The following is a 24016-nucleotide window of genomic DNA, read 5'->3' as shown; positions in this document are numbered from 1 at the left end:
CATTCCGCCGGCTCGAGCCCGGCCGGAGAGAACCGTTGAACACGATGACGATCGCTCCTTCCTCGCCGTCGACAGCCGCGCTCAAGCGCGAACTGAAGGCCGCCGAGGCCCGCAAGCGCACGATGGCGCTGCTGCTGGTCGCGCCGCTCGCGATCTTCCTGCTGCTCATCTTCGTCGTGCCGATCGGCACGCTGCTCACGCGCGCGGTGCAGAACCCCGAGATCGCGACCGCGCTGCCGAAGACGGTCGCCGCGCTGTCGGGCTGGGACCGCAAGGCGCCGCCGGCCGACGCTGCGTACGTCGCGCTCGCGGCCGACATGACGAAGGTCGCCGACAGCGAGGCGATGGGCGCGCTCGCGCGGCGCCTGAACACCGAGATTCCCGGCTATCGCTCGCTCGTCGCGAAGACGGCGCGGGCGATGCCGCTGAAGGGCGACAACGATGCCGTCACGGCGCTGACGCCCGCGCAAACACGCGCGAAACTGCTCGACCTCGATGCGCGCTGGGGCGATGCCGCGTACTGGCAGGCGATCGCGAAGAACGGCAGCCAGGTGTCGCCGTTCTACCTGCTCGCCGCGCTCGACCACAAGCAGGACGGCTTCGGCCGGATCGTGCAGGCCGATCCCGACCAGTCGATCTATCTCGCGATCTTCGGCCGGACGTTCGTGATCGGCGTCGCGGTCACGCTGTTCGCGCTGCTGCTTGGCTATCCGCTCGCATACTGGATCTCGACGCTGTCGGATCGGCGCGCGAACCTCGTGATGATCCTGGTGCTGATTCCGTTCTGGACGTCGGTGCTGGTGCGCGTGGCCGCGTGGATCGTGCTGCTGCAAAGCGAGGGGCTGATCAACAAGGCGCTGATCGGCAGCGGGCTGATCTCGCATCCGCTGGCGCTGCTGTTCAATCGCGTCGGCGTGTACATCTCGATGACGCACATCCTGCTGCCGTTCATGATCCTGCCGCTCTACAGCGTGATGAAGTCGATCCCGCCGACCTACCAGCGCGCGGCCGTATCGCTCGGCAGCCATCCGTTCGCGGCGTTCTGGCGCGTGTACGTGCCGCAGACCTATCCGGGCGTCGGCGCGGGCGCGCTGCTCGTGTTCATCCTCGCGATCGGCTACTACATCACGCCCGCGCTGCTCGGCGGGCCGAACGACCAGATGGTCAGCTACTACGTCGCGTACTTCACGAACGTGACGATCAACTGGGGCATGGCGTGCGCGCTCGGCGGGCTGCTGCTCGCGGCGACGCTGGTGCTGTATGCGGTGTACGGGCGCTTCACGCGCTCGAACGTGAGCCTCGGCTGAGCGCCGGGCACAAGGAAACGGGAAGGGGATGCCGACCATGAAACTCGCCAGGCCGCTGTTCGCGCCGCACATGTCGTTCGCCGAACGCGCGTGGTATGTCGCGCTGCGCGTGCTCGTCGTGCTGACGCTGCTGTACCTGATCCTGCCGGTGCTCGCGATCGTGCCGCTGTCGTTCTCGTCGAGCACGTTCCTCGTCTATCCGATTCCCGGCTTCTCGACGCGCTGGTACGAGAACCTGATCGCGTCCGACGAGTGGCGCATGGCCGCGAAGAACAGCTTCATCGTCGCGCCGTCGGCGACCGTCGTCGCGACCGTGCTCGGCACGCTCGCCGCGATCGGCCTCACGAAGGCGGACTTCCGCGGCAAGGGGCTGCTGATGGCCGTGCTGCTGTCGCCGATGATCGTGCCGGTCGTCGTGGTCGGCGTCGGCATGTACCTGTTCTTCGCGCCGCTCGGGCTCGCGAATACCTACACGGGGCTGATCGCCGCGCACGCGGCGCTCGGCGTGCCGTTCGTCGTGACGACGGTCGCCGCGACCCTGCAGGGCTTCAACCAGAACCTGGTGCGTGCGAGCCTGTCGCTCGGCGCGAATCCCGTCACGACGTTCTTTCGCGTGACGCTGCCGGTGATCGCGCCGGGCGTGATGTCGGGCGCGCTGTTCGCATTCGCGACGTCGTTCGACGAAGTCGTCGTCACGCTGTTCCTCGCGGGCGCGGACCAGACCACGCTGCCGCGCCAGATGTTCACCGGCATTCGCGAGAACATCAGCCCGACGATCGCCGCGCTCGCGACGATCCTGATCATCTTCTCGACGAGCCTGCTGCTCGCGCTGGAATGGCTGCGCGGACGCAACGCGCGACGTGCGGTGTCGTGACGCGATCGTTGCGTCCTCAACGATGCCGCGCACCCGGCGCGGCATCCCGAAGCTTTCGTTTCGCTGACTGACGGCGCGCTTGCCTGCAGGTTCGATACGGCTCTGCAACAATACGGGTCGCGACGGCACGTGAACCGGTTTCACCGCATGGCATGCGCCGCCGCGCCGCTCAATCCGCGACGCCGCGCGTCGCTCGTCAGCCGAGCCTCATCTTGTCCGAATTCGCTTCCCCCGCCGGCGTCCGGGAGCCGGCCGTCAACTGGCGCGCGATGTCCGCCGTGCTGCTGGCCGTCGCGCTCGCGACGCTCGACACCGCGATCGCGAACACCGCGCTGCCCGCGATCGCCGCCGACCTGCACGCGTCGCCGGCCGCGTCGGTGTGGATCATCAACGCATACCAGCTCGCGATGGTCGCGACGCTGCTGCCGTTCGCGTCGCTCGGCGACATCGTCGGCCACAAGCGCGTGTATATCGCGGGGCTCGCGGTGTTTACGCTCGCGTCGTTCGGCTGCTCGCTCGCGTCGACGCTGCCGCAACTGACGGCGGCGCGGATCGTGCAGGGCTTCGGCGCGAGCGCGATCATGAGCGTGAACGTCGCGCTGATCCGCAACCTGTTTCCCGCACACCGGCTCGGGCGCGGCGTCGGCTTCAACGCGCTCGTCGTCGGCGTGTCGTTTGCGGTGGGGCCGACGATCGCGTCGTTGATCCTGTCGGTGGCCGCATGGCCGTGGCTGTTCGCGGTGAACGTGCCGCTCGGCGTGCTCGCGCTTGCCGTCGCGATTCCGTCGCTGCCGCAGTCGGCGCGCGGCAAGCATGTGTTCGATCCGCTCGCCGCACTGTTCAACGTGATCACGTTCGCGTCGCTGATCTTCGCGCTCGGCGAGTTCGCGCAGCGCGGGCCGCTGTCCGTCGTGTTCGCGGCGGCCGCGGTCGCGCTCACGTTCGGCTGGCTGCTGATCCGCCGCCAGGCCGGGCACCCGGCGCCGATGCTGCCGGTCGACCTGTTCCGCCGGCCGGTGTTCACGCTGTCCGCGCTGACGGCCGTATGCGCGTTTGCCGCGCAGGGGCTTGCGTTCGTCTCGCTGCCGTTCTACTTCGAAACCGTCCTGCATCGCAGCGCGGTGGAGACCGGCTTCCTGATGACGCCGTGGTCGGCGGTCGTCGCGCTGGCCGCGCCGATCGCGGGCCGGCTGTCCGACCGTTATCCGCCCGGGTTGCTGGGCGCGATCGGCCTCGCCTTGCTGAGCGCGGGGATGGTCGCGCTCGCCGCGCTGCCGAGCGCACCGAACGTCTTCGACATCGGCTGGCGGATGATGCTGTGCGGCGCGGGCTTCGGCTTCTTCCAGTCGCCGAACCTGAAGGCGTTGATGTCGAGCGCGCCGCCCGAGCGCAGCGGCGGCGCGAGCGGGATCATCGCGACCGCGCGGCTGATCGGGCAGGCGACCGGCGCGGCGCTCGTCGCGCTGTCGTTCGGCATCGCCGGCCGCCACGGGCCGACGCTCGCGTTGATGCTCGGTGCGGGCTTTGCCGGCGCCGCGAGCGTCGCGAGCGGGTTGCGGCTCTTCGCGCCGTCGCATCGGGCCGGCGCGCCGGTGCCGGTGAAGGAGCGGGCGACGGAGTAACACACCGACGCCTGGAAATGCGTCGGCCGGCGCGCGCCAACTTCCGCCGCGCGCCGGCCCTCGCGTCACACTCAGAAGCCGCCCGTCTGGATCAGCTTGTTGAGGTTGGCGATGTTCAGGCTGCCGAAGCCGGTCGTCAGATCCCGGCCGCTGCCTGCCTTGTAGCCATACCCCTGATAGCCGTTGTTGCCCGATACGACGTCATAGCGCACGAGCGACGGGTTCGACGGAATGTCCGCATAGAAGTTGCGGGCCGGGAAGCCCAGGCCCGTGCCGTTTGCCGCGAGCAGGCGTGCCCAGAAGCCGGTGAAGATCGGCGCGGCGAGGCTCGTGCCGCCGATCTGCTGCAACTGGCCGTAGTTGTAGATGTACGCGCCCGTGCTCTGCGCGGCGTCGAACGACACATCGGGCAACTGACGATTGCTGCCCGACTGCCACGACGGCGCCGGCAGGATCGAGCTGACGCCGCCGCCCGTGGCCCATAGCTTGCCGTTGCCGTCGAGGCCCTCGTTCCACACCGTCTCGTTCGAGAATGCACCCGAGGACGTCGTGTACAGCGTCGTGCCGCCGATCGCGAGCACGTGCGGCGACGCGGCCGGCCACGACACCGTGTAGTTTCCGCCGTCCGGATAGCCGCGGTTGTTGCACTCGTACACGCCTTCGTCGCCCGACGACACCGAGAACGTCTGCCCTTGCGCGGCGGCCGTCGTGAAGATCTGCTCCTCGGCGTCGAGCGTGCCGTCCGCGTTCGCATCGGTCTCGCACCAGCCGAGCGACACGTTGATTACCTTCGCGGTATTGTCCGACACCGCGCGGTTGAATGCCTGAGTGAGCCCCGTGTTGCCGGCGGCGTTCAGGTCCGCCATGTAGAACACGAGCTTGCCGACCTGGCCGCCGGCCGAGCCGACGATCGACTGGCTGTCGAGATCCCATTCGCCCTGGCCATCCTGGTCGTCGCTGTAGCTGCCGGTCGTGCCGGTGCCGTTGGTCTTGACGGTCTGGGTCGTGACCGTGCCGTAACCGTTGCTCGACGTGAATTGCCTCAGGTCCTGCAGCGTCTGCGACACGCCGCCGATCGTGATGATGCCGACGGTCACGCCGGCCGCGGTCGGCACGCCGGTCGCGTTGTAGAGGCCGGGGAATTCCTTCGGATAGTGGCCGGTGGCCGTGCCGGCCGCGAGCGCCTGCGGCTTCGCAACGTTGCCGATGCGCAGCAGCGGCCGTGCGCGTGCGACGTTCTGCAGCCCGAGCACCGAGCCGACGACGTCGCCGAGCGCATGCGGCACCTGCGCGGTCGACGCGTTCGCGAAACCGGAGCGGCCCGCGTACTCGAAATGCACGAGCGACGTGTTGAACGCGGTCTTCACCGTGCCGGCCGTGCCGCGCGCCGACACCAGCAGCCGGTTCGGCGCGACTTCGATGTTCACGAAGCCGCTCTTGCGCAGATAGTCGACGACCGATTTGACCTGGGCTTCGGTCGGCGCGTAGCCGGCGAGGAACTGTTCGGGCGTGAGGTACTGGCGGTAATGCGCGTTGCCGGGCCGGTTCACGTCGTGCGCCAGTTGCTTGAGCTGCGCGGCGTTGCGCAGCTTCAGGCTGACGACGATGTCCGTCGTCTCGCCGGCCGCGAGTTCGAGCGACGGCGCCGCGCTGCGCGCCGTCAACTGCGGGCCGGTCAGAAAGGCCTTCGTGTGGGTATCGACCCAGTCCGTCGCCGCATGGGCCGCGACGGCGGCGAACACGAGCGGTACCGCGAACGCAAGGTGGCGGGGCGACGGAAGGGGCAGCGCAAACCAGGTGTTCCTTTTCATCGGGAGTCCTTTTGAGGAGAGACGACGTTGCTGGAACCCCCGGCCCTTGTGGGGCCGCGAGCGGTGACGAGCGTAGGGCGTCGGTGCTATTCAGGTAGCTGCCAGTTTCCATAGCTGTCAGTTCTGACATCGGCGAGCTCGCACGCGTGCGCCACGTCGTTCGTGCACGCGCGGCGGCCCCGGCGAAGGGAACCGGTTCGCTGCGCGCTCGCGTGACGGTCGACGACGTTTGAACGCACGCGTCGTTCGTTGCGGTACCGGAATGCGCGCGATTGCGGAGCGCAGCGCCGCGCGAGCACATTGGCCGCGATCGGGGCCGGACGGGTCGCGCGTCGCACTATGTGGTCAAGTGTCGCCGCGGCACCCGCGCGACGACGTCCGAATGCGCGGATGCACGAAAACAGGGCCGGTCGATCGCGCGCCTTTCCCGAACTGTGGAACAGCGCGTTGCCGAGTCTTGCAGCGTGCTTTCGGTTCGCGGGCCGGGTGAGCCGATTAGAGGAAAGACTCGAATTCATGCGGCGGCGCGGGCGCGACGCGCGCTCGAGGTCCGTCGCGCGCCGGTGCGCCGCCGTTCGGCCTGCCGCGGCGAACGCACACGCGGAAGGATCGAACGACGATCCCCGCGCAATCCTTCCTTGACGCGGACCATTGCGCGGCTATCCTTCGATTCATAACCATCGGGTTATTGATTAGACCATGCAAAACACTCACGACATGCTGTTCAGGACACTTGCCGATCCGACGCGCCGCGCGCTCTTCGAGCGGCTGTGCGAGCAGGGCGAGCTGACGGTGGCCGCGCTGACGGCCCATGCAGGCGTGTCGCAGCCGGCGGTATCGAAGCATCTGGGTGTACTGAAGCAGGCCGGGCTCGTCAGCGACCGTCACGCAGGCCGGCAGACGCACTACAGCGCGCAGCCGCAGGCGCTGACTCCGTTGATCGACTGGACCAGCCAGATGGCAGGCTTCTGGCAGAACCGGTTCGACGCTCTCGAAGATCTGCTGACAAGGATGGATCAATGAACCAGCCCACTTCCGAAACACGCACCGTCGTCGTCGAACGGGAACTGTCGCATTCGCCGGAGAAGATCTGGCGCGCGCTCACGCAACCGCACCTGATCGAGGCGTGGCTGATGAAGAGCGATTTCGAGCCCGTCGCGGGGCGCGCGTTCAGCTTTCACGCGGACTGGGGTTCGGTCGACTGCACGTTGCTGACGATCGAACCGCAGCGCGTGCTGTCCTACACGTGGGCCGCGTATGGCCTGGAAAGCGTCGTCACATGGACGCTCACGCCCACGCCGAGCGGCACGCTGTTGCGCATGGAGCAGGCCGGCTTCCGCGCCGATCAGGAACAGGCATACCGCGGTGCGCAGCACGGCTGGGTGCGGTTCTTCGAGTCGCTCGAACAGGTGCTCGCGCGTGCCGATGAAGACGAGGAGGGCCGGGCATGAGCGCGTCCGACCCGGGCCTCCCGCCGTCGGCCCGTATCGATGCGCTGATCGCGGGGATCGCCGACTGGCGCGGCAAGACGTTCGCCGAGTTGCGCGAGACGATCCTCGCCGTCGACGACGGCATCGTCGAGGAATGGAAATGGATGGGCAGCCCCGTGTGGGGGTGCGACGGGATGATCGCGGTCGCGAACGCGCACAAGGGCAAGGTGAAGCTGACCTTCATGCACGGCGCGCATCTGCCCGATCCCGACGGGCTGTTCAATGATGGCCTCGACGGCAATGCGCGGCGCGCGATCGATTTCTTCGAAGGCGACAAGCTCGACAAGCGGGGGCTGAAGCGGCTCGTTCGCGCCGCGATCGACTACAACCGCGCGCACCTGAAGAAGAACGCCCGCACCGGCGCCGGCGCCGGCGCGAAAGCGCGAGCCGACAAGGCCGCATGACGCGCGGGCACACCGGGCGCACAGCCCGGCCGCCGCCTTCCCGCTGCCGACCGACAGGCAAAAAAAGCCCGACACGAGGTCGGGCATTCAAATCGGCCGCAACCGCCGCGAGGCGGCTGCGGCACCTGCAAAAGCAGGACGCTTACGCTGCGAGCAGCGAGCGCAGCACGAACGGCAGGATACCGCCGTGCTTGTAGTAGTCGACTTCGATCGGCGTATCGATGCGCAGCAGCACCGGCACGCGCTGCGTTTCGCCGTTCTTGCGGTGGATCACGAGCGTGACGTCCTGCTGCGGCTTGAAGTCGTCGCCGAGGCCTTCGATGTCGTAGGTCTCTTCGCCGGTGATGCCGAGCGACTGGATGCTGTCCGCACCCTTGAACTGCAGCGGCAGCACGCCCATGCCGACCAGGTTCGAGCGGTGGATCCGCTCGAAGCTGCGTGCGATCACGGCCTTCACGCCGAGCAGTTGCGTGCCCTTCGCGGCCCAGTCGCGCGACGAGCCCGTGCCGTACTCCTCGCCCGCGAACACGACGGTCGGCGTGTCGGCGCCGACGTAGCGCATTGCGGCGTCGTAGATCGACAGCTGTTCGCCGCTCGGCTGGTGGATCGTCAGACCGCCTTCGACGCGCGAGCCGTCTGCCTTCACCGGGATCATCAGGTTCTTGATCCGGACGTTCGCGAACGTGCCGCGCATCATCACGTCGTGGTTGCCGCGGCGCGAGCCGTAGCTGTTGAAGTCGGCCTTCTGCACGCCGTTCTCCTTCAGCCACTTGCCTGCCGGCGAGTCTTCCTTGATCGAGCCTGCCGGGCTGATGTGGTCGGTCGTGACCGAGTCACCGAAGATGCCCAGTGCGCGCGCGCCCTTGACCGTCGGGATCGAAGCGGCCGGCTCCATCGAGAAGTCGTTGCCGAAGAACGGCGGCTCCGCGATGTAGGTCGACTTCGGCCAGTCGTAGACCTGGCCCGTTTCGCCCTCGATCTTGCTCCAGAGGTCGCCCTTCTTGGTCAGCTTCGAGTAGTTGTCCTCGAACTTCTTCGGGTCGAGCGCGAACTTGAGCAGCGCGTGGATTTCCTCGCTCGTCGGCCAGATGTCGCCGAGGTAGATGTCGTAGCCGTCCTTGCCCTTGCCGACCGGCTCGGTCATCAGGTCGCGCGTGATGTTGCCGGCGATCGCGTATGCGACGACGAGCGGCGGCGACGCGAGGAAGTTCGCGCGGATGTTCGGGTGGATACGCGCTTCGAAGTTGCGGTTGCCCGACAGCACCGCTGCCGCGACGATGTCGTTCTTCGTGATCGCTTCGTTCAGTTCCGGCGTCAGGTCGCCCGCGTTGCCGATACAGGTCGTGCAGCCGTAGGCGGCGACTTCGAAGCCGAGCTTCGCGAGGTAGGGCAGCAGGCCCGTCTTCGTCAGGTACTCGGTGACGATGCGCGATCCCGGCGCGAGCGACGTCTTGATGTGCGGCGCGACGGTGAGGCCGGCTTCGACGGCCTTCTTCGCGAGCAGGCCGGCGGCCAGCAGCACGCTCGGGTTCGACGTGTTCGTGCATGACGTGATCGCGGCGATCAGCACGTCGCCGTTCTTCACGTCGACGCCGTTGGTCGTCGTGTACTGCGTGTTCAGTTCTTCCGCCTTCTTCGCGAAGCCGTTTTCCGCGACCGGCTTCGAGAACAGGTCGGTGAACGTCGACTTGACGTTGCCGATCTCGATGCGGTCCTGCGGGCGCTTCGGGCCTGCCAGCGACGGGGCGACCGTCGCCAGGTCGAGCGTCACCGTCTTCGTGTAGTCGATGTCGCCGGCCTGCGGAATGCCGAACAGATTCTGTGCCTTGAAGTAGTTCTCGAAGGCGGCGATTTCCGCCTTCGTGCGGCCCGTGCCTTCGAAGTAGTCGATGGTCTTTTCGTCGACCGGGAAGAAGCCCATCGTCGCGCCGTATTCCGGCGCCATGTTGCCGATCGTGGCGCGGTCCGGCAGCGACAGCGAGCGCGTGCCTTCGCCGAAGAATTCGACGAACTTGCCGACGACCTTTTCCTTGCGCAGCATTTCGGTGATCGTCAGCACCAGGTCGGTGGCCGTCACGCCTTCGCGCAGCTTGCCCTTCAGCTCGACGCCGACGACGTCCGGCGTCAGGAAGTACACCGGCTGGCCGAGCATGCCGGCTTCGGCCTCGATGCCGCCCACGCCCCAGCCGACCACGCCGATGCCGTTGATCATCGTCGTGTGGCTGTCCGTGCCGACGAGGGTGTCCGGGTAGTACACGGTGTCGCCGCCGTCCGCCTTCTTGTGGACGCCGCGCGCGAGATACTCGAGGTTCACCTGGTGGACGATGCCGACGCCCGGCGGCACGACCTTGAACGTGTCGAACGCCTGCATGCCCCACTTCATGAACTGGTAGCGTTCGTTGTTGCGCTGGAATTCCAGCTTCATGTTCAGGTCGAGCGCGTCCTTCTGGCGGAAGTAGTCGATCTGGACCGAGTGGTCGACGACGAGATCGACCGGAACCAGCGGCTCGATCTTCTTCGGGTTCTTGCCCGAACGCTCGGCGACGCCGCGCATGGCCGCGATGTCGGCGAGCAGCGGCACGCCCGTGAAGTCCTGCAGCACGACGCGCGACACCACGAACGGAATCTCGTCGACGCGCTTCGCGGTCGGCTTCCAGTTCGCAAGCTGCTCGATGTGTTCTTCGGTGATCTTCTTGCCGTCGTAGTTGCGCAGCACGGACTCGAGCACGATACGGATCGACACCGGCAGGCGCTCGATCTTCGTCTTCAGCTCCTTGCCGAGTTGCGGCAGCGAGTAGAACTTGCCTTTGCCGGAACCGCTGTCGAATTCCTTGAGGGTCTTGTGGAGATTGTGGGCCATGGTGATTTTCCTGGGTTTAAGGCTAGGAAACAAAGAGTCCTGTAGATGACGGCTATATCACATACAGATCGACGTATTCATCGACCGGCATTGCTTCGAGCTTTGCCTGGTCCAGCGACACGTCGAGAATCGCTTGTTGCTGTCTGGCCGGAAAGCGGCGGGCGAGGTTGGTCCTGAACTTCTCGACCAGCAGCGGGATGCCGTCCGTGCGGCGCCGCCGGTGGCCGAGCGGGTATTCGATCGCCACTTCGGCAAGCTTCGACCCGTCCGCGAATTCGATCGTCAGCGCATTCGCGATCGATCGCTTGGCCGGGTCATGGTAATCCTTCGTGAACTGCGGATCCTCGACGCACACGGTTTTCGCGCGCAGCGCGTCGATGCGCGGATCGGCGGCGACCGCGTCTTCGTAATCGGCCGCGGTCAGCCGGCCGAACAGCAGCGGCACGGCGACCATGTACTGGATGCAGTGATCGCGATCGGCCGGATTCGCGAGCGGGCCCTGCTTGTCGATGATGCGCAGCGCGGCCGCGTGCGTGCGGATCGTGATCCGGCTGATGTCGTCGGTCGTGCGGCCCGTCGCGGCGAGCTGGGCGTGCAACTGCAGCGCGGCCTCGGCGGCCGTCTGCGCGTGGAATTCGGCCGGGAACGCGATCTTGAACAGCACGTTCTCCATCACGTACGTGCCGTACGGGCGCTGGAAGCGGAACGGCTGCCCGTCGAACAGCACGTCGTAGAAGCCCCAGGTCTTTGCGGTGAGCGCCGACGGATAGCCCATTTCACCCGTTTTCGCGATCAGCGCGAGGCGCACCGCGCGGGACGTCGCGTCGCCTGCCGCCCATGACTTGCGCGAACCGGTGTTCGGCGCGTGGCGGTAGGTGCGCAGCGCTTGACCGTCGACGAACGCGTTGGACACCGCGTTGATCAGCTCGTCGCGCGTGAGCCCGAGCAGGCGGCCGACGACGGCGGTCGACGCGACCTTCACGAGCAGCACGTGGTCGAGCCCGACCGCGTTGAACGAATTCTCGAGTGCGAGGCAGCCCTGGATCTCGTGGGCCTGGATCATCGCGACGAGCACGTCGCGCATGGCAAGCGGCTTCCCGACGGCCGCGACGGCCGTGCGGGACAGCCAGTCGGCCGTCGCCAGGATCCCGCCGAGATTGTCGGACGGATGACCCCATTCGGCGGCGAGCCAGGTGTCGTTGAAGTCCAGCCAGCGGATCATCGCGCCGATGTCGAACGCGGCCTGGACGGGATCGAGCTGGAAGGACGTGCCGGGCACCTTCGCGCCGTTCGGCACGATCGTGCCGGGCACGACGGGGCCGAGCAGCTTGGTGCAGGCGGGATAGGACAGCGCCTCGAGTCCGCATCCGAGCGTGTCGATCAGGCAATGACGCGCCGTCTCCAGCGCGAGCGCGCTGTCGATGCCGGTGTTCAGCACGTAGTCGACGATATCGACGAGTACCGTATCCGGAGCAGGGCGGACGTTGGAGACCGGGGCGGACATCGAGGGGCCGGGGGAACGCGCTTAGTTCGTTGCCGGCTTCAGCTCGTTCGACTGCGTCGGCGCCGCGGTGCCTTGCGCCATTTCCGGCGTCACGCATTCGTCCGCGAGGCGCTCGCCGCCGTTTGCGTCGGAGAACAGCATCGCCTTGCTCGGAATCACGACCAGCTTGAAGCCGGCTGCCGGATCGTAGAACGTGTCGGCGCCCGTCGTCGTGGCTTCCCGCGGCAGCTTGTAGTTCCGCTTCGCCCAGTGAACCGTGACGAGCTGGTCGCGCTTCATGTCGCCGGCGAGGTCGAACGACAGACCATCCTTACAGGACCACTTGACCGCGCCTTCCGGTACCGAATCGACCTTGGCAGCCGCGCGCGCCTGCGCCTTCTTGCTGCGCGGGATGATGCGCTTGGCCGGCGCCGGGCGCTTGGCCGTCTTCTTCGCGGTCGTCGCCGTACCCTGGGCGAACGCGCTCGGAGCCGGCACCAGCATCGTGGCGGACAACGCGCCGATGGCGGTAGCGATCAGGAGTTTCTTCATGGAGTCAGAACCTTTCGATTATCAGTTGACAAGGGCCGGCGATCGAAGCCGCCGGCCGGTTTGAAACTGCACGCGCCCCGGAAGCGCGCAGCGGCCGCTATTTTCACCTATTTGGCCGCGCATATTTCAGGTTTTCGGGCTCCGTTACGTTTTTTGTCGTTTCGCAAACCTGTGTCGGGTTCACGCCCCGGCGATTCGATGAAATTCGTGTGTCGGTGCGCGCTCACCGCGTGTGTCCGGCGGCCGGGCCGAACAGCGGCGCGGCCTCGGCCGGCACCGGCTGGCCGGTCGCCCGCGCGCGGCGCAGCACCGACCAGTAATAGCGGTAGCTCGCGCGGTCGTGCAGCGTATCGCCGTGGCGCGTCGGCCCCCAGTCGGCGGCCTGCGCGGCCAGCAGGATCTGCGCGGCCAGTGCGACTTCATCGGTGCGCGGCGCGAATGCGTTGACGATCGGGGGGATCTGCGCGGGGTGGATGCTCCACATCCGCGTGAACGCGAACTCGTCGCGCGCGCGGCGCGCGTCGCCGGCGACGACTGCGATGTCGCGCACCTCGGTTGTGACATTGTGTGACGGTGTCTTGCCGTGCGCGTGGCAGGCCGCGGCAATTTCCAGCTTCGCGCGGCGCACGAGCGGGTGGTCGAACTGGCCGGGCGAGCGCATCGCCGTATCGGGAATCGCGCCGTGATGGGCGGACACGAAGTCCATCAGCCCGAAGCTCAGCGTGCCGACCAGCGGCAGCGCGGCGAGGGCGGCCGCCTGCGCGAGCGCGCCGTGCGTCTCGACCAGCACGTCGACGGGGATCGGCTGCGCGAGGCCGAGCTCGCGGCGCGTGCCTTCGATGAACGCGACCATCTCGGCCGCATCGGCGGCGCTCGCGATCTTCGGCAGCGTGACGTAGGCCGGTGCGCGCGCGGCGCGCAGCACGATGCGCACGTCGTCCCGCCAGTGGGGATGGGAAAAGTCGTGGATGCGCACGCCGACCCGCCTGAAGCGGTTCTCGGCGCTGCCGAGGAGCTCGGCGACGAGCTGCGCGTGCGCGGCTTCCTGGCCGACGGCCGCGCCGTCCTCGCAGTCGAGCGTGATGTCGAACACGGGGCCGAGTTCGGCCTGGAGCGCGAGCGACTTGCGCATCAGCTTCTCGCTGCCCGCGTAGTGATCGCAGCAGGGCAGGATCGCGGGCGGGGACGCCCCGTCGTACAGCACTTGAGCAGGAGTGAGCGCGGACATCTCTTCTACGTCCAGGAAGCGGGCAACGTGGAGAAAATCGGATTCGGGCGCGTTCTGGGCCGGCGCGCGGGGCGCCTGGAGCGGCAAAACGTGCCCGGATCGGATCGGGCGGTGGGGCCGGCTGCAGGCCCGCCGCCCGTGCCGTGACCGGCCCGCCCGGAGGCGGCCCGGCCATCATGCGGCCTGCTCAGTTCTTCAGCAGGTGGGCGACGCCGTCGCGCTCTTCGAGCAGCTCGGCCAGCGTGCCGTCCATCTTCTCGCGCGAGAACGCGTCGATTTCCAGGCCTTCGACGCGCTTGTACTCGCCGTTTTCGCACACGACCGGCACGCCGTAGATGATGTCTTCGGGGATGCCGTACGAGCCGTCCGACGGGATGCCCATCGTGACCCACTTGCCGTTCGTGCCGAGGACCCAGTCACGCACGTGGTCGATCGCCGCGTTGGCTGCCGACGCTGCCGACGACAGGCCGCGCGCTTCGATGATCGCCGCGCCGCGCTTGCCGACGGTCGGGATGAACGTGTCGCGGTTCCACACGTCGTCGTTGATCAGCTTCAGCAGCGACTCGCCTTCGGCGGTCGCGAAGCGGAAGTCGGGGTACATCGTCGGCGAGTGGTTGCCCCACACGGCGAGCTTCTCGATCGACGCGACCGGCTTGCCCGACTTCGCGGCGAGCTGCGACAGCGCGCGGTTGTGGTCGAGGCGCAGCATTGCCGTGAAGTTCTTCTTCGGCAGATCCGGTGCCGACTTCATTGCGATGTACGCGTTGGTGTTCGCCGGGTTGCCGACGACCAGCACCTTCACGTCGCGGCTCGCGACTTCGTTCAGTGCGGCGCCCTGGACCGTGAAGATCTCGGCGTTCGCCGACAGCAGGTCCTTGCGCTCCATGCCCTTCGAGCGCGGACGTGCGCCGACCAGCAGAGCGACGTCTGCATCCTTGAATGCAACTTTCGGATCGTCGGTGATCACGACGCCCGCGAGCAGCGGGAACGCGCAATCGTCGAGCTCCATCACGACGCCTTTGACGGCGGCTTGGGCTTGCGGGAGGTCGAGCAGTTGCAGGATGACCGGCTGGTCCTTGCCGAGCAGGTCGCCGTTCGCGATGCGGAACAGCAGGGAGTATGCGATTTGACCTGCGGCGCCGGTGACGGCAACGCGCTTTGCGGGCTTAGCCATTGAAAATCTCCAGGACGGGTGAAGCGGTGGACGCTAGACAAAACGCCATTCTATGCGCGTTACGCGTAGCGTTGCATTGAAGCAGGGCGGAGGACTCGCGAATGGCGGACGCGGTGAACCTGGAGACGGCCGTGGCACGTAGCCGGGGACGCATTTTGCACCCGCGAACCCTTGCTCGCCCCGGAGTGTAGGAGTCGGCTCGCTCAAAGTCAAACGGTATCATATGTCTTATATAAGACAGATGTTTTGCGGAATTTGAGTGGACGAAAAAGCGCGGTTTGTGATGAAATGCGCGCCATGACATCGAACCAGGCGAACAACGCGAATCCAACCGGCGCAGGCGGCCCAGGGCAGCCGGGCGCGGGCGATTCCGCGCCGGCGCCTGCCGCTTCGCCGTCCCCGACCTTCAGTCCGTTATACCAGCAGATCAAGTCATTGATCACGCAGAGTCTCGAATCCGGTGAATGGAAGCCGGGCGAGATCATCCCGAGCGAAGTGGAGCTCGCGGCCCGCTACAAGGTCAGCCAGGGCACCGTTCGCAAGGCGATCGACGAGCTGGCCGCCGAAAACCTCGTGGTCCGGCGGCAGGGCAAGGGTACGTTTGTTGCGACGCACAATGAGGATCGGGCGCAGTTCCGCTTCCTGCGGCTCCTGGCCGACGACGGTGCCGAGCATCCGCACGTGAGCCGGCTGCTCGAGTGCCGGCGCCTGCGCGCGCCGGCCGAGATCGCTCGGCAACTCGACCTGAAGCCGGCCGACCCGGTCGTGCAGGTGCGTCGCCTGCTGGAGTTCGACAGCGAAGTGACGGTGCTCGACGAGATCTGGCTGCCGGGCACGATGTTCCGCGGGCTCACGTTCGAGCGGTTGAGCGAGTACAAGGGGCCGCTCTACGCGATGTTCGAGACGGAGTTCGGCACGCGGATGATCCGCGCGACGGAGAAGATCCGCGCGGTCGCGGCGGAGCCGGCGGTGGCCGACCTGCTGCACGTGCCGGCGGGTTTTCCGTTGCTGTCGGTCGAGCGCGTGTCCTACACATACGGTGACCGGCCGGTGGAAGTGCGGCGCGGCTGGTATGTCACAACCGGGTACTACTATCAGAATGACTTGAGTTGACGATGTTCGGCTCAGGCCGGGTGCATTCGCGTTCCCGACGCTCGCGAAGCACGTTTTGGGCCGCCTTTGTTCGTGTTCGCGCAACTATCCAGAGCAGACTTTCGCTGCAGCGCGATATGAAAAGGCGCTAAAATCGCGGATTAGTGTGACAACATAGTAGGGGTCTAGCATGACTGACGCAGTAAGAAAGCCGAGGCCGGAATACCGGAACATCGGAATCGGCGACATCACATTGAAATACCGCATGCCTCTGGCTGCGATATTGTCGATTCTCCACCGAGTCAGCGGCGCGCTGCTGTTCCTGTTCCTGCCGTTTCTGCTGTTCCTCTTCGATCAGAGCCTCACCTCCGAGCTCAGCTTCGAAGTCTTCAAGGCTTTCCTCTCCAACATCGTCGTCAAGCTGATCGTCCTCGCGCTGTCCTGGGCGTTCCTCCACCATTTCTGCGCCGGCATTCGCCACCTGCTGATGGACGTCAACCACGACGCCGTCTCGAAGGAAGGCGGCAAGCGGACGGCAGTCGTCGTCTTTGTCGTCTCGATCGTGCTGACGATCGCCATGGCACTCAAACTGTTCGGAGCATTCTAAGAAAATGGCAGCCAATAACCGAATCGGCTCGAAGCGCCTCGTCGTCGGCGCTCACTACGGCCTGCGCGACTGGCTCGCGCAGCGCGTCACCGCCACGATCATGGCGGTCTACACGGTCATTCTGCTCGCGCTGTTCTTCGCCGCGCATGATTTCTCGTACGAAGGCTGGGCGTCGATCTTCTCCGCGCAATGGATGAAGCTCGCGACCTTCGTGACGCTGCTTTCCCTCTTCTACCACGCATGGGTCGGCGTGCGCGACATCTGGATGGACTACGTGAAGCCCGTCGGTGTGCGCCTGCTGCTGCAATCGCTGACCATCGTCTGGCTGCTCGCATGTGCGGGCTACGCCGCGCAGATTCTCTGGAGAGTGTAAAGAATGGCTGCAATCAAAACTTCCCTGCCGCGCCGCAAGTTCGACGTGGTGATCGTCGGCGCGGGCGGCTCGGGCTTGCGCGCAGCGCTGCAACTGTCGCGCGCTGGCCTGTCGGTCGGCGTGCTGTCGAAGGTGTTCCCGACCCGTTCGCATACGGTGGCCGCACAGGGCGGCATCGGCGCGTCGCTCGGCAACATGAGCGAAGACAACTGGCACTTCCACTTCTACGACACGATCAAGGGTTCCGACTGGCTCGGCGACCAGGACGCGATCGAGTTCATGTGCCGCGAAGCACCGAACGTCGTGTACGAACTGGAACACTTGGGCATGCCGTTCGACCGTAACGCGGACGGCACGATCTACCAGCGTCCGTTCGGCGGCCACACCGCGAACTACGGCGAGAAGCCGGTCCAGCGCGCTTGCGCGGCCGCCGACCGTACCGGTCACGCGTTGCTGCACACGCTGTACCAGCAGAACGTCGAAGCGAAGACGCAGTTCTTCGTCGAATGGATGGCGCTCGACCTGATCCGCGATGCGGACGGCGACGTGCTCGGCGTGACGGCCCTCGAGATGGAGACGGGCGACGTCTACATCATGGAAGGCAAGACGACGCTGTTCGCGACGGGCGGTGCAGGCCGGATCTTCGCGGCGTCGACCAATGCGTTCATCAACACCGGCGACGGCCTCGGCATGGCCGCGCGTTCCGGCATCGCGCTGCAGGACATGGAGTTCTGGCAGTTCCACCCGACCGGCGTGGCCGGCGCGGGCGTGCTGATCACCGAAGGCGTGCGCGGCGAAGGCGGTATCCTGCGCAACGCGAACGGCGAGCGCTTCATGGAACGCTACGCACCGACGCTGAAGGATCTGGCGCCGCGTGACTTCGTGTCGCGTTCGATGGACCAGGAAATCAAGGAAGGCCGCGGTGTCGGTCCGAACAAGGACCACGTGCTGCTCGACCTGTCGCACATCGGCGCCGAGACGATCATGAAGCGTCTGCCGTCGATCCGCGAAATCGCGCTGAAGTTCGCGAACGTCGACGCGATCAAGGAACCGATCCCGGTCGTTCCGACGATCCACTACCAGATGGGCGGCATCCCGACCAACATCCACGGTCAGGTCGTCGGCACGTCGCGCGATCACAAGGAACCGGTCAACGGCTTCTACGCAGTGGGCGAATGCTCGTGTGTGTCCGTGCACGGCGCGAACCGCCTCGGCACGAACTCGCTGCTGGACCTCGTGGTGTTCGGCCGTGCGGCCGGCAACCACATCGTCGAGCATGTGAAGAACCAGAAGGAACACAAGCCTCTGCCGGCCGATGCGGGCGAATTCTCGCTGGCACGTCTGAACAAGCTCGACAAGTCGTCGTCGGGCGAATACACGCAGGACGTCGCGAACGACATCCGCGCGACGATGCAGAAGCATGCAGGCGTGTTCCGCACGTCGGCGCTGCTGAAGGAAGGCGTCGAACAGATGGCCGGCCTCGCGGCACGCGTGGAAAGCATCCACCTGAAGGACAAGTCGAAGGTGTTCAACACCGCGCGCGTCGAAGCGCTCGAGCTGGAGAACCTGATCGAAGTGGCCCGCGCGACGATGGTGTCGGCGGAAGCGCGCAAGGAAAGCCGTGGCGCACACGCCCACAGCGACTACGAGCACCGCGACGACGACAACTGGCTGCGCCACACGCTGTGGTACAGCGAAGGCGATCGCCTCGACTACAAGCCGGTTCAAATGAAGCCGCTGACGGTCGAATCCGTGCCGCCGAAGCCGCGCACGTTCTAAGCCGAGTCAAAGGAATCCGAAATGGCAAAACGCATTTTTGAAGTCTACCGCTACGATCCGGACAAGGACGCGGCGCCGCGCATGCAGACGTACGAGCTCGAGATCCAGCATGAGCGCATGCTGCTCGACGCACTGGTCAAGCTGAAGGCACTGGACGAGACGCTGTCGTTCCGCCGTTCGTGCCGTGAAGGCGTGTGCGGTTCGGACGCGATGAACATCAACGGCAAGAACGGTCTCGCGTGCCTGACGAACCTGAACGACCTGCCGCAGAAGATCGTGCTGCGCCCGCTGCCGGGCCTGCCCGTCGTGCGCGACCTGATCGTCGACATGACGCACTTCTTCAACCAGTATCACTCGATCAAGCCGTACCTGATCAACGACGCGCCGCCGCCGGAGAAGGAACGCCTCCAGTCGCCGGAAGAGCGCGACGAGCTCGACGGCGTGTACGAGTGCATTCTGTGCGCGAGCTGCTCGACGTCGTGCCCGAGCTTCTGGTGGAACCCGGACAAGTTCGTCGGCCCGGCCGGCCTGCTGCAGGCTTACCGCTTCATCGCGGATAGTCGCGACACCGCCACCGGCGAGCGTCTCGACAACCTGGAAGACCCGTACCGTCTGTTCCGTTGCCACACGATCATGAACTGCGTCGACGTTTGCCCGAAGGGCCTGAACCCGACGAAGGCGATCGGCAAGATCAAGGAACTGATGGTTCGCCGCGCGGTTTAAGGCCGGATTGCAATGAGCGACGATTCGCATCAATCCGACCCACACCGTCGCGCGCGCCTCCGCTGGCGCGCGCGGCGGGGTCTGCTGGAAAACGACATCATCTTCGAGCGTTTCTTCGGCAGATACGAGCATGACCTCACCGATGCAGACGTAGGCGCGTTGTCGCGCCTGCTCGATCTGAGCGACAACGACCTGATGGACTTGCTCCTCGCGCGCAAGGAACCAGAGGGCGACCTAAACAGCCCTGAGATTCACAGGCTGTTGGAGATGCTGCGCAACGTGTAACGCGTTACGCCCGTTATCGAATCCCGTTTCTTTATTTCGATTGAGGATGTGCCATGACTCCGTCTGATGTTAAAGCCACGCTATCGTTCAGCGACAACTCGCCGAGCGTCGAAATGCCGATCTACAAGGGGACGATGGGCCCGGACGTAATCGACATCCGCAAGCTGTACGGCCAGACCGGCAAGTTTACTTACGACCCGGGTTTCATGTCGACGGCAGCTTGTAATTCGGCGATCACGTACATCGACGGCGACAAGGGCGAACTGCTGTACCGCGGCTACCCGATCGACAACCTCGCGCAGAACGCCGACTTTCTCGAGTCCTGCTACCTGCTGCTGAAGGGCGAGCTGCCGAACGCGGCGCAAAAGAAGGAATTCGTCGACACCGTCACGAAGCACACGATGGTGCACGAGCAGATGCACTTCTTCTTCCGTGGCTTCCGTCGCGATGCGCACCCGATGGCGGTGCTGGTGGCGGCCGTCGGCGCGCTGTCGGCGTTCTATCACGACTCGCTCGACATCAACGATCCGCGTCACCGTGAAGTATCGGCGATCCGCATGATCGCGAAGCTGCCGACGCTCGTCGCGATGGCGTACAAGTTCAGCATCGGCCAGCCGTTCGTTTATCCGAAGAACGAACTGTCGTACAGCGCGAACTTCATGCACATGATGTTCTCGAACCCGTGCGAAGAGTACAAGGTCAACGACGTGCTGGTGCGCGCACTCGACCGTATCCTGATCCTGCACGCCGATCACGAGCAGAACGCATCGACGTCGACGGTCCGCCTGGCCGGCTCGTCGGGCGCGAACCCGTTCGCGTGTATCGCTGCGGGTATCGCGTGTCTGTGGGGTCCGGCGCACGGTGGTGCGAACGAAGCCGCGCTGAACATGCTCGAGCAGATCGGTTCGCCGGACAACATCCCCGAATTCATCAAGCAGGTGAAGGACAAGAATTCGGGCGTGAAGCTGATGGGCTTCGGCCACCGCGTGTACAAGAACTACGACCCGCGTGCGAAGCTGATGCGCGAAACGTGCTACGAAGTGCTGAACGAACTGGGCCTGCACGACGACCCGCTGTTCAAGCTCGCGATGCAGCTCGAGAAGATCGCGCTGGAAGACGAATACTTCGTGTCGCGCAAGCTGTACCCGAACGTCGACTTCTACTCGGGTATCGTTCAGCGCGCGCTGGGCATCCCGACGTCGATGTTCACGTGTATCTTCGCGATGGCACGTACGGTCGGCTGGATCGCACAGTGGAACGAAATGATTGCGGATCCGGAGCAGAAGATCGGCCGTCCGCGTCAGCTGTTCATCGGCGACGCGCCGCGCGAAGCGAAGCCGATCAACGCACGTTAAGTCGTGTGCGACGCGAACGGCCGTCAGGCCGCTCGCGTCCGCCAATCGCAATGCCCCGACACCCCGGTGGGTCATCCCGCCGGGGTGTTTTCATTTGCGCGGCGCAGGTTCGCCTGATCCGGTGCGGTGGTCCAGCGACGGCGGCCGCGTGTCGAGCGGCGGCGCCTCGGCGTCGGGCGCGCGGCCGTGCTGCGCGAAGAACTGCCGGTAAGCGCCGGGCGTCATCCCGCGCGCGGCGAGGAACTGGCGGTTGAAGTTCGCGGCATTCGGAATGCCGCAGCGTGCGGCCACCGTTGCAATCGGCCAGTCGGTGCCGACCAGGTGGCGGCACGCATGCGCGAGCCGCAGCCGCTGCACGTAGCGGCCGACGCTTTCGCCGAGGTGCCGCACGAACAGCCGTTGCAGCGTGCGCTCGGACATGTGTGCGACGGCGGCGAGCGCGTCGATGCGCAGCGGCTCGTGGAAATGCCGGTCGATCGCATCGAGCACGCGATCGAGGCGCTCGGCTTCCGGCGCGGCGGAGTCGGCCACTGACGTTGCCGTGTCGGCCCGGCCGTAAGCCTGCGCGGTGGCAAGCGGCTCGCCGCCGGCTTCCGCAAGTTCGGCAAGCGTGTCGAGTGCGGCCGCGAGGCGTACGCGCTGCGAAGGGTCGAGCAACCGCGGCAGTCGCTCGCGCATCGCGCGGGCTGTATCGGCGTCGAAAGCCAGGCCGGGCGCCGCGCGCCGCAGCAGCGAGCGCAGCGGCGCGTACTCGGGACAGCAGTCGGCCACGCGCCGCGCCCAGTCGCCGTCGAACCAGACGACGAGCGCGACTTCCGGCGCCTCTCGATCGATGCGCGCATTCGACGACCACGTATGCGGCAGGTTGGGCGGCACGAGCACCAGGTCGTCGTCCGCGTAGCGGGCGACGTGATCGCCGACGAAGCGTCGGCCGTGGCTGTTCAGTGTCAGCGTCAGTTCGTACTCGGGATGGCGATGCCATTCGAACGGAATGCGCGCGAGCTGGCGGTGGTACACGCGGATCGAACAGCCGGGGGCGAACGCCACATGCTCGTACTGCGGTTTCATCGCGACCTCCGGTCGAGCGCGGCAGCGCCCCGTGGCATGATCGTGATCGATCGTCACGACGGAGCGATGCCATGTTTTCACATGTTTGCGTGGGCGTCCGCGATACCGCGCGCGCGCACGACTTCTACGCGCCGCTGTTCGCGGAACTCGGGCTGCGTCTGAAATTCAGCGAGCCGGACGGCTGGTCGGGCTGGATGCCGGCCGACGCCGACCGGCCGCTGTTCTTCTTCGGTCGGCCGCTCGACGGCCGCGCGCCGGAACCGGGCAATGGCCATACGATCGCGTTCGACGCGCAAACGCGTGCGCAGGTCGACCGCTGCCATGCGCTCGCACTGCAGCACGGCGGCACCTGCGAAGGGCCGCCGGGCCTGCGGCCGCATTATCACCGCGACTACTACGGCGCGTATTTCCGCGACCCGGACGGCAACAAGCTGTGCGTGGTCTGCCATCGTCCCGAGTAGCGAGCTGGTTGTCAGGATTATATCGATTGTTGGCCGGATAGTGTCGATCGCAACCGTGCGTCGGCCGTACGCTGAGTGCTCGTCACGACACGATTCCATGAGGAGACAGCGATGCACCTGACGATCGACGACTTGCCGGCCGCGATCCGCACGGCGAAAAGGGCGCTGCGCGCCGACCTGCCCGGTTACGCGGCCACGTTCCGCGAACTGGAGGGCGATATCGCGCGGCAGGTCGACGCGATCCGCCGTGCACACGCGCACGGCCACGACGTGATTCCGGTGCTGCGGTTCGCGGATATCGCGAATGGCACCGTCGATCCGCAGGCGATCGCCGCGATCCGCACGCACGGCGCGGCGGTGATCCGCGGCGTGTTCGACGCGGCGCAGGCGCGTGACTGGAATGACGAGATCGGCGCGTACCTGGATGCGAACCGCTTCGCCGAGCGGCTGGATGCGCGTGCCGAGGACCGCTACTTCGGCAACCTCGCGTCGGGCAAGCCGCAGATCTACGGCGTCTACTGGTCGAAGCCGCAGGTGGCCGCGCGCCAGTCGCCGGCGCTCACGCAGGCACGCGTGTTCATGAACCGCCTGTGGCGGCATGCGGACGGCCAGCGCATGCATGTCGATCCCGGCCAGGTGCCGGCCTATGCGGACCGGATCCGACGCCGCCCGCCGGGCTCCACGTCGCTCGGGCTGTCGCCGCATGTCGACGGCGGCTCGGTCGAACGCTGGCTCGGCGCGAATTTCCGGCAGGTCTATCGCCACGTGCTGGGCGGCCGCTGGCGCGATTACGATCCGTTCGACGCCGCGTTTCGTCCCGATGTCGAGGAGATTCCGTCGCCGGCGGTATGCTCGATGTTCCGCACGTTCCAGGGCTGGACCGCGCTCACGCCGCAGGGGCCCGGCGACGGCACGCTGCAGCTGATTCCGGTTGCGAACGCGATGGCGTACGTCGTGCTGCGCGCGCTGCAGGACGACGTCGCCGACGACGACCTGTGCGGCGCGCGTCCGGGCCGCGCGCTGTCGATCCTGCCCGAATGGCATGCGCTGCTGCTCGACGCGCTGGTGCCAATTCCGCACATGGAGCCGGGCGACGCCGTGTTCTGGCATGGCGACGTCGTGCACGCGGTCGAGGATGCGCATCGCGGCAGCGGCGACAGCAACGTGATGTACATCGCGGCCGCGCCCGGCTGCGCGAAGAACGACGCGTACCTGCAGCGCCAGCGGCTCGCGTTCCTGCGCGGAGACAGCCCGCCGGATTTCCCGGCTGATCATTTCGAGGTCGAATTCGACGGACGCGGCGGCGAGGGCGACCTCACGGCGCTTGGCCGTGCGCAGATGGGGCTCGGGCCGGTCGCTGCATGACGGTTGCGGCGGCAGCATCGGCCGCAGCAGCGGCCGCAGCGGACGCTCCGGCACGCGGAATCGGCCGATCGCGCGCTTGCACCGGCCGTCCGCGGATTCCGCT

General features: G+C 66.4%; 22 protein-coding genes. 15 read left to right on the top strand and 7 right to left on the bottom strand.

Features of this window, described 5'->3' with window-relative positions; translation table 11 throughout:
* Positions 1 to 44 precede the first annotated feature (44 nt).
* The 3 genes from SB786_RS10740 (at position 45) to SB786_RS10730 (ending at position 3803) form a co-directional block, all read left to right on the top strand.
* Positions 45 to 1307, top strand: coding sequence for an ABC transporter permease (locus SB786_RS10740; RefSeq protein ID WP_410727556.1), 1263 nt, complete (start codon positions 45 to 47; stop codon positions 1305 to 1307).
* Between the two features lie 37 nt (positions 1308 to 1344).
* Complete coding sequence (locus SB786_RS10735) at positions 1345 to 2181, top strand: ABC transporter permease (RefSeq protein ID WP_044845306.1); 837 nt, start codon at positions 1345 to 1347, stop codon at positions 2179 to 2181.
* 212 nt (positions 2182 to 2393) lie between these two features.
* Complete coding sequence (locus tag SB786_RS10730; RefSeq protein WP_410727435.1) at positions 2394 to 3803, top strand: MFS transporter; 1410 nt, start codon at positions 2394 to 2396, stop codon at positions 3801 to 3803.
* Positions 3804 to 3874: 71 nt separating this feature from the next.
* On the opposite strand, the gene SB786_RS10725 is transcribed toward SB786_RS10730, so the two are convergent.
* Positions 3875 to 5614 carry a protease pro-enzyme activation domain-containing protein gene (locus tag SB786_RS10725; RefSeq protein WP_410727434.1) on the bottom strand — a complete coding sequence of 580 codons (1740 nt, stop codon included), beginning with the start codon at positions 5612 to 5614 and terminating at the stop codon, positions 3875 to 3877.
* A gap of 699 nt (positions 5615 to 6313) precedes the next feature.
* On the opposite strand from SB786_RS10725, the gene SB786_RS10720 reads away from it, so the two are divergent.
* The 3 genes from SB786_RS10720 to SB786_RS10710 are packed head-to-tail and all read left to right on the top strand — an operon-like array spanning position 6314 to position 7508.
* Positions 6314 to 6637: an ArsR/SmtB family transcription factor gene (locus SB786_RS10720; protein WP_410727433.1), complete on the top strand. Its 324-nt coding sequence runs from the start codon at positions 6314 to 6316 to the stop codon at positions 6635 to 6637.
* Complete coding sequence (locus tag SB786_RS10715; protein WP_175753443.1) at positions 6634 to 7065, top strand: SRPBCC domain-containing protein; 432 nt, start codon at positions 6634 to 6636, stop codon at positions 7063 to 7065. The genes SB786_RS10720 and SB786_RS10715 overlap by 4 nt, the downstream gene beginning before the upstream one ends.
* Positions 7062 to 7508: a DUF1801 domain-containing protein gene (locus tag SB786_RS10710; RefSeq protein WP_410727432.1), complete on the top strand. Its 447-nt coding sequence runs from the start codon at positions 7062 to 7064 to the stop codon at positions 7506 to 7508. The genes SB786_RS10715 and SB786_RS10710 overlap by 4 nt, the downstream gene beginning before the upstream one ends.
* A 142-nt stretch (positions 7509 to 7650) precedes the next feature.
* On the opposite strand, the gene acnA is transcribed toward SB786_RS10710, so the two are convergent.
* The 5 genes from acnA to SB786_RS10685 all read right to left on the bottom strand — a co-directional run bounded on the left by acnA (position 7651) and on the right by SB786_RS10685 (position 14805).
* Positions 7651 to 10368 carry an aconitate hydratase AcnA gene (acnA, locus tag SB786_RS10705; protein WP_410727431.1) on the bottom strand — a complete coding sequence of 906 codons (2718 nt, stop codon included), beginning with the start codon at positions 10366 to 10368 and terminating at the stop codon, positions 7651 to 7653.
* A gap of 52 nt (positions 10369 to 10420) precedes the next feature.
* The gene (locus SB786_RS10700) at positions 10421 to 11872 is read right to left on the bottom strand and encodes a bifunctional 2-methylcitrate dehydratase/aconitate hydratase (protein WP_410727430.1); all 1452 of its coding nucleotides are present in this window, start codon (positions 11870 to 11872) and stop codon (positions 10421 to 10423) included.
* A gap of 21 nt (positions 11873 to 11893) precedes the next feature.
* On the bottom strand, positions 11894 to 12403 hold the full coding sequence (locus SB786_RS10695; RefSeq protein WP_410727429.1) for a hypothetical protein: 510 nt from the start codon (positions 12401 to 12403) through the stop codon (positions 11894 to 11896).
* 223 nt (positions 12404 to 12626) lie between these two features.
* Entirely contained in the window at positions 12627 to 13631 is a 1005-nt protein-coding gene (locus tag SB786_RS10690; protein WP_410727428.1) for an HpcH/HpaI aldolase/citrate lyase family protein, read from the bottom strand.
* A 187-nt stretch (positions 13632 to 13818) separates the two neighbouring features.
* Positions 13819 to 14805 (bottom strand): malate dehydrogenase, encoded by a 987-nt coding sequence (locus tag SB786_RS10685; protein WP_006754984.1) that lies wholly within the window; start codon positions 14803 to 14805, stop codon positions 13819 to 13821.
* A gap of 288 nt (positions 14806 to 15093) precedes the next feature.
* On the opposite strand from SB786_RS10685, the gene SB786_RS10680 reads away from it, so the two are divergent.
* The 7 genes from SB786_RS10680 to gltA all read left to right on the top strand — a co-directional run bounded on the left by SB786_RS10680 (position 15094) and on the right by gltA (position 21019).
* Positions 15094 to 15918 (top strand): GntR family transcriptional regulator, encoded by an 825-nt coding sequence (locus SB786_RS10680; protein WP_011658350.1) that lies wholly within the window; start codon positions 15094 to 15096, stop codon positions 15916 to 15918.
* 169 nt (positions 15919 to 16087) lie between these two features.
* Entirely contained in the window at positions 16088 to 16504 is a 417-nt protein-coding gene (gene sdhC / locus SB786_RS10675; protein ID WP_410727427.1) for a succinate dehydrogenase, cytochrome b556 subunit, read from the top strand.
* A 4-nt stretch (positions 16505 to 16508) separates the two neighbouring features.
* Complete coding sequence (gene sdhD / locus SB786_RS10670; protein ID WP_105831404.1) at positions 16509 to 16877, top strand: succinate dehydrogenase, hydrophobic membrane anchor protein; 369 nt, start codon at positions 16509 to 16511, stop codon at positions 16875 to 16877.
* A 3-nt stretch (positions 16878 to 16880) separates the two neighbouring features.
* Entirely contained in the window at positions 16881 to 18656 is a 1776-nt protein-coding gene (sdhA, locus tag SB786_RS10665; RefSeq protein WP_410727426.1) for a succinate dehydrogenase flavoprotein subunit, read from the top strand.
* A 21-nt stretch (positions 18657 to 18677) separates the two neighbouring features.
* Positions 18678 to 19379: a succinate dehydrogenase iron-sulfur subunit gene (locus SB786_RS10660; protein ID WP_006479352.1), complete on the top strand. Its 702-nt coding sequence runs from the start codon at positions 18678 to 18680 to the stop codon at positions 19377 to 19379.
* Between the two features lie 12 nt (positions 19380 to 19391).
* Positions 19392 to 19664, top strand: a complete 273-nt coding sequence (locus SB786_RS10655; protein WP_006756687.1) for a succinate dehydrogenase assembly factor 2 — start codon at positions 19392 to 19394, stop codon at positions 19662 to 19664.
* A 53-nt stretch (positions 19665 to 19717) separates the two neighbouring features.
* Positions 19718 to 21019 carry a citrate synthase gene (gene gltA, locus SB786_RS10650; protein ID WP_410727425.1) on the top strand — a complete coding sequence of 434 codons (1302 nt, stop codon included), beginning with the start codon at positions 19718 to 19720 and terminating at the stop codon, positions 21017 to 21019.
* Between the two features lie 90 nt (positions 21020 to 21109).
* On the opposite strand, the gene SB786_RS10645 is transcribed toward gltA, so the two are convergent.
* Entirely contained in the window at positions 21110 to 22087 is a 978-nt protein-coding gene (locus tag SB786_RS10645) for a helix-turn-helix domain-containing protein (protein ID WP_410727424.1), read from the bottom strand.
* A gap of 71 nt (positions 22088 to 22158) precedes the next feature.
* On the opposite strand from SB786_RS10645, the gene SB786_RS10640 reads away from it, so the two are divergent.
* Positions 22159 to 22548, top strand: a complete 390-nt coding sequence (locus SB786_RS10640) for a VOC family protein (RefSeq protein ID WP_410727423.1) — start codon at positions 22159 to 22161, stop codon at positions 22546 to 22548.
* A gap of 111 nt (positions 22549 to 22659) precedes the next feature.
* The gene (locus tag SB786_RS10635) at positions 22660 to 23913 is read left to right on the top strand and encodes a DUF1479 domain-containing protein (protein WP_410727422.1); all 1254 of its coding nucleotides are present in this window, start codon (positions 22660 to 22662) and stop codon (positions 23911 to 23913) included.
* The last annotated feature ends 103 nt before the right edge of the window (positions 23914 to 24016 follow it).

The sequence above is a fragment of the Burkholderia sp. SIMBA_062 genome, from assembly GCF_046534765.1.
GTDB lineage: Bacteria > Pseudomonadota > Gammaproteobacteria > Burkholderiales > Burkholderiaceae > Burkholderia > Burkholderia ambifaria.
The sequence above is the reverse complement of the archived record's forward strand: the minus strand, read 5'-3'. Positions and strand labels throughout refer to the sequence as shown.